The organism is Cytobacillus firmus NBRC 15306 (assembly GCF_001591465.1).
GTDB lineage: Bacteria > Bacillota > Bacilli > Bacillales > Cytobacillaceae > Cytobacillus > Cytobacillus firmus.
Genome location: NZ_BCUY01000144.1, coordinates 1 through 5,064 on the forward strand (window position 1 = coordinate 1; position 5,064 = coordinate 5,064).

General features: G+C 40.9%; 8 protein-coding genes. 3 read left to right on the top strand and 5 right to left on the bottom strand.

The window, feature by feature from the left end:
• Window positions 1-172 precede the first annotated feature (172 nt).
• Entirely contained in the window at window positions 173-550 is a 378-nt protein-coding gene (locus tag BFI01S_RS20830) for a hypothetical protein (RefSeq protein WP_048010370.1), read from the top strand.
• Window positions 547-1,050 carry a hypothetical protein gene (locus tag BFI01S_RS20835; RefSeq protein ID WP_061794301.1) on the top strand — a complete coding sequence of 168 codons (504 nt, stop codon included), beginning with the start codon at window positions 547-549 and terminating at the stop codon, window positions 1,048-1,050. Before BFI01S_RS20830 ends, BFI01S_RS20835 begins: the two co-directional genes overlap by 4 nt.
• Before the next feature lie 194 nt (window positions 1,051-1,244).
• Here the strand turns inward: BFI01S_RS20835 and BFI01S_RS20840 are convergent, their stop codons facing one another.
• The 3 genes from BFI01S_RS20840 to BFI01S_RS20850 all read right to left on the bottom strand — a co-directional run bounded on the left by BFI01S_RS20840 (window position 1,245) and on the right by BFI01S_RS20850 (window position 2,757).
• On the bottom strand, window positions 1,245-2,027 hold the full coding sequence (locus BFI01S_RS20840) for an alpha/beta fold hydrolase (RefSeq protein ID WP_061794302.1): 783 nt from the start codon (window positions 2,025-2,027) through the stop codon (window positions 1,245-1,247).
• Window positions 2,028-2,041: 14 nt separating this feature from the next.
• Window positions 2,042-2,323 (bottom strand): GNAT family N-acetyltransferase, encoded by a 282-nt coding sequence (locus BFI01S_RS20845; protein WP_061794303.1) that lies wholly within the window; start codon window positions 2,321-2,323, stop codon window positions 2,042-2,044.
• Between the two features lie 68 nt (window positions 2,324-2,391).
• The gene (locus BFI01S_RS20850) at window positions 2,392-2,757 is read right to left on the bottom strand and encodes a DUF488 domain-containing protein (RefSeq protein WP_061794304.1); all 366 of its coding nucleotides are present in this window, start codon (window positions 2,755-2,757) and stop codon (window positions 2,392-2,394) included.
• Between the two features lie 96 nt (window positions 2,758-2,853).
• Here BFI01S_RS20850 and BFI01S_RS20855 point away from each other — a divergent pair, with 96 nt between their 5' ends.
• A complete protein-coding gene (locus BFI01S_RS20855; RefSeq protein WP_061794305.1) occupies window positions 2,854-3,078 on the top strand; it encodes a hypothetical protein in 225 nt (74 codons plus the stop codon).
• 492 nt (window positions 3,079-3,570) lie between these two features.
• On the opposite strand, the gene BFI01S_RS20860 is transcribed toward BFI01S_RS20855, so the two are convergent.
• Both BFI01S_RS20860 and BFI01S_RS23595 read right to left on the bottom strand, forming a co-directional pair.
• The gene (locus tag BFI01S_RS20860) at window positions 3,571-4,029 is read right to left on the bottom strand and encodes a YrhA family protein (RefSeq protein WP_061794306.1); all 459 of its coding nucleotides are present in this window, start codon (window positions 4,027-4,029) and stop codon (window positions 3,571-3,573) included.
• Window positions 4,030-4,046: 17 nt separating this feature from the next.
• On the bottom strand, window positions 4,047-5,064 hold a 1,018-nt coding region (locus BFI01S_RS23595), incomplete at its 5' end, for an HNH endonuclease signature motif containing protein (RefSeq protein ID WP_169799795.1).

Consider the following 5,064-nt stretch of genomic DNA (forward strand, 5'->3'; position numbering starts at 1 on the left):
CCTCTGAGTCTTGAAAAAGGGGTCTTACTGCCCGTTAAACTGCGATAAAAACAGGACTATCGTGTTATTTTGAGGTTATCATTCGAAATCCCCCCGCAATAAAGGTATAATTTAGTTTGGTAAAAAAATAGATACCGAGAAAAAAAGTGTTTACATAAGGGAGGATTTTAGGATGGGATGGGTAATTGCCATATTATTTGGTTCAGCAGTCGTGCTGCTCATTTTATCGTTTTTAAAAACGGCGCAGTCAAAATCAAATATTGAGCAGCAAATTGATCAGGTTACTTTTACACTAAAAAATGAAATTCATGAGCTTCAGCAGCAGATCAGAAATATTGAATTGGACGCAGAGATTACGGCGAAGCAATCAGGAGCTATGAGCGGGCCATCAGAAGAAAGATTGCTGCTTCGCGAAGTACTGGATATGCATAAACGGGGATATTCCAATGAAAGCATTGCATTAAAAAAACAGCTTACGCCTAACGAGGTTGATCTGATGCTCTTGCCTTATTCAGCGAACAAGGGTGAAAGGAGCATGGTTGCCCAATGACACCAAATTCCTTGCGCAGTTTTGCAGCGGGCCTTTTAGCGGCTGCCATTTTGACGGGAAGTGTCTATCTATTTGGACCTTCTGAAGCAAAGAGTACTGAAAAGCCATCGGATAAAGAACAGAAAGCGGAAAAGCTGTCAGATGAAGAAATGATTGACCTGCTGGCATCCAAAGGCTACGTCATCAACACGGAAGATGAATGGAGCAAGCAGCTTGCTGCTGCCGCAAAGTCCACCGAGAAAAAAGAGGATAAAGAAGAAAAGAAGACCGATGACAAAACCGGCGAAAAAGTTGTTTACCGGACTATTTTAACCGTATCAATGGGCATGACCAGCATTGATGTGGGGAACGCGCTTGAAAAAGCCCATATTATTGAAAGCGGCATCCAATTCTATAAAGAAGTAGAAAAACGCGGTCTTGAGAATGATCTGCGCCCCGGCACATTTGAAATAGAAAGCGGAATGACAACAGACGAGATCATTTCCGTTATTTTTAAATAAGCAAAAGCTCCTTTTCGGATGAAAAGGAGCTTTTTTTCTATATTTCAATCGCAAAAATGATTAATTTGATGGCACAGTGAGAGCTTTATGTGCGCATAACGCAAATTTATGTGCGGATAAGATTTTTTGTGTGCGGATAACACAAATTTATGTGCGGATAAAAAATTTTATGTGCGTTCCAAAACAGAGACTGCTTACTCCTTCAAAAACCCGCGGATAGCCTCTGCAAGTTCTTCCGGTGCTTCATACATGCTCATGTGCCCAGCAGCATCAATGGACACCTGATTGATGTTAGATCCTTTAACTGCAAATGATTTTTCAGGAGGGACAATCTCGTCCTGTTCTCCAGCAACAATTAATACCGGCAGCTCTGTCCTTTTTAAAACATGACTGCGGTCACCGCGCTGTTTCATCGCTTTCAGGGAAGCCTTTGCCCCTTCAGCACTTGTACGATAGCCAATTTCTTTTGCGAGTTGAATTTCGTCTGGATGTTTCTCCCCTGGTGCAAAAAGCTTCGGCACCAGTCCATCTATAAAGGATTCGATACCCTCTTTATCAATTTTACCGGCAGCGACATCCCTTCCCTTTTTCCCTTCTTCGGAATCCGGGCTCGCTGTTGAATGGATAAGGGAAAAAGACTTCAGCTTGTCCTCATATGCTTCAGCAAATGCAAGGGTTACATAGCCGCCTAATGAGTGGCCGAAAAGAGATACTTTTCCAAGACCCAGCTCATCTATAGCCCCTTCGATTGCTTCAGCCATCCTCTCAATAGACGGTTCGCCTTCTGGCAGCCCTGAACCTCCATGTCCCGGAAGATCGGCCGCAATCACGCGAAAGTCCTCTGCCAATAATGGAATCACCTTTGTCCAATAATCTTTGCTGCCGCAAAATCCATGCAGCAATACAAGGGGCTCCCCTTTGCCTTCATCATAGTATGAAATGGCTGTTCCATTTACATTCATTCTTTTTGCATCCATTCAGAAAACCTCCTTTAGTTTGCAAGCAAATCCTGATATTCGCTCTTTCGGTCAAAAACAGCTTTGGCATATGAGCAGGCAGGCACAATCTTATATCCCTTGCTGCGTGCCTCCTGAACGACGCTTTCCAGAAGCTTTCCTGCAATTCCCTGTCCGCGCAGAGAGTCGCTTACATATGTATGGTCTATGGTTATGACAGAATCACCGCTTGGAATATACGTAATTTCCGCTATCATATTTCCTTCTTCATCATTCATAAAAAAACGATTTTCTTCTTTTTGGATATCTGTATTCATATCATTTCCTCCTGTATTTAAGATGAACTCTATTCTTTCTATCTTGCTTTCCCTGCTTTTTGGAAAGACTAAACCTTCCTTCTCCTGATTTCCTCACACAAAACTCGCGCATGGTTATGAACGGGATCTTTCGCAGCATATAATAAAGTAACTTTCTGCTCTTCTGCCATTCTTGCCAGCTCATCTATTTTGCGGATTTTATCATCATGTGTCCGCAGCTCTTCAAGATACTTTTCCCGAAAATCTTTAAAAAGCTCAGGCTTATGGTTAAACCCTTTTCTGAGCTCATGACTCGGCGCAGCCTCTTTATCCCATGCTGACAAACGGGCGTCTTCCTTTTTAATTCCGCGGGGCCACAGCCGGTCAATCAGCACCCGATAGCCGTCCTCTTCTTCGTATGGGTCATAAATTCTTTTAATAAAAATTCCGGTCAATTTAAGACACCCCTTGTATATCCCTTGTGATTTGCTATTATTATAAACATAAAAGACAATTTTTTCTAATTCAATCAAATGTGAGGTGCAGGAAATTTGACAGGTGTTATTGCTGTGGTTATGACTTTTTCTATTCCCATCATTGCCATCATGACTGTTCATACTCAAAAACTCGCAAAGATCAAACATAATATGATAAAAGATGAAATCACCCTGGAAAAGCTGAAGCAGGAAAACTTTTTGCTTGAAACCGAAAAAATGAAGCTCGAACTGGAGCAAATGAAGATTGAAAGTCCTAAGGATCTGACCAAAATCATATGAACTCAAAATCCCCATCTTGCACAGTAAAGGGTTCCATTTTGAAGTACTGTTCTAAAAAAATGCCCAGGAATGACAATCCTTTTGACATCCAATATAACAATAAAAGTAAAACTCGCCCCTAAATGGCGAGTTTTCTTTGTTATAAATTAGTCGTTGTTATTGAGCACCCGTTCTTTAAGTACATCTCTTCACAAATGGGCAAACGATTTTGCTTACTCTAGTTCAGCAAACAGCTCAGAGAGGATGTTCCAACTTGTACTGAACGTTGGTTTTCAGCTTCCCCAACCTGAACCTCCTCGACGCTGCGCGTCTGTGGGGTCTCACCTTTCACGCTACTCCCGTAGGACATTGAATAAGCTTCCTTGAGTACACGCCGCACCAAGAAAATGTGCATGCATTTTCGAGGATCACGCACATTCCACTACAATCAACTCAGTAAATATAATATAAATAGCAACAAACTTTGCGAAAACAGCCTTTTGGAAACCGTTATTATAAAGTTGTTTGTAAAGCCTCAGTTAACATGGAATCAAAACTATCAAATGATTGGATCTGGGTTCCGGAGGGTTTGTCTAATTCAAGAAATATTTCCTTCTTCAGGTCTAAACAGTACCAGGCTGTATCAGAGTCCCCCAAAAATATATATTGCTTTTGCCATTCATTTTCATACCAAATCTCGTTTGTATCAATAAACCCATGAAGATTTTCAGCTTCTTGGTCATCAAGTAGATGTTCATCAACACCATAAATGACCAATCCATTAAAGTCTAATCCATTTACAGTTTTCAAAAAATCTACATAAGACTTTGGTAATTCAATATTCCCTAATTTCTTCTGAATGTCCAGCTGCAACTTGCTTATCTCCATATCCGTAACTGGATTCCTTAGTGAACTTCCATATTTCTCTTCAATTTTTTTTATTTGTATCAATAATTCTTTCCATTGGGCCATATCTGCTCATCCCTTCTTTATTTAAAAGGTTCCGGTGGGTAAACCTCATCTTCAAACATTGGCCAATTAATCCTCTTACTTTGTGTAGGAGTTAATTCTCTTGTTAGAGAGTTTTGTTCATTGGTAACTGCTTTATGATATGGATCATTTTTTTTCAATACCAAGTTAGTAAAATCATTGGTACCACCATCATCTAAAGGTAAATTGTGATGGACTTGCCATCCCTTTGGATTAAGGCCATCTTTCATTCTGGCAATATCATTATCAACTAACCCTGCGTTTCTAAGAAATTGTATTCTTATCGGATCGTTAGCAAACGTTTTAAGGAAACTTTTCTTAACAGAATTATTAAAGGTTCTTCTTAATTGCGCAGTTTCTTCTGGAAGTCTTTTTGTATATATAATCTCTTCTACTTTCACGCCTTTTAAGTGGACTTTTTCTCCCTTTAATGTACCGATAAAGTAATCATCTTTTTCAATTTTATCTGTAGGCTTGGCTCTATACCCCTCAACTGTTAACTTCTTAATCTGTGACAAAGAGTTATGAAGTACATTGTAAGGTACTGGGTCCTGAGCTGCTCTTCCTACCATTGCTGGTGTTGGTCCATGCGTCTGAAAAGAAAGTCTCTTCCCTCCCTTAGTAGCCTGGCCTACCGTCTTGGCTATTGTACCGGCTTTACCAATTCCTTTATCTCCGAGGATACCAATTCCAAGGGAAGTCAGGCCATAGGTAAAAAAGGCTGTCCGGCTTTTAGCATCACCATTGACAACATCCCTCTTCCAGGCATTGGTAACAGCAGACCATATGTATTTCGGCATATCCATAGCCTTGCGTACTTTTCCGATGGGGTCATTTAAAATTCCTAGATAAAATTCCTGGTGCTTCCTTTGGTTTTCGAGCAGCTGGTCACGGTTAAACAGCAATTCACTGCCCAAAAACAGCGGACTGAACGGCCCCATGATGGTTCGGCCCAGCTCATAGGTCGACTTCAGCCCATCCCATGTATCCCCTACAGCTTTGCCAGTCCCTTCAATG

What these genes read in the sequence shown, in the direction of transcription:
- BFI01S_RS20830 (WP_048010370.1), top strand. Translation starts at nt 173, where the DNA reads ATGGGATGGGTAATTGCCATATTATTTGGTTCAGCAGTCGTGCTGCTC.
- BFI01S_RS20835 (WP_061794301.1), top strand. Translation starts at nt 547, where the DNA reads ATGACACCAAATTCCTTGCGCAGTTTTGCAGCGGGCCTTTTAGCGGCT.
- BFI01S_RS20840 (WP_061794302.1), bottom strand. Translation starts at nt 2,027, where the DNA reads ATGGATGCAAAAAGAATGAATGTAAATGGAACAGCCATTTCATACTAT.
- BFI01S_RS20845 (WP_061794303.1), bottom strand. Translation starts at nt 2,323, where the DNA reads ATGAATACAGATATCCAAAAAGAAGAAAATCGTTTTTTTATGAATGAT.
- BFI01S_RS20860 (WP_061794306.1), bottom strand. Translation starts at nt 4,029, where the DNA reads ATGGCCCAATGGAAAGAATTATTGATACAAATAAAAAAAATTGAAGAG.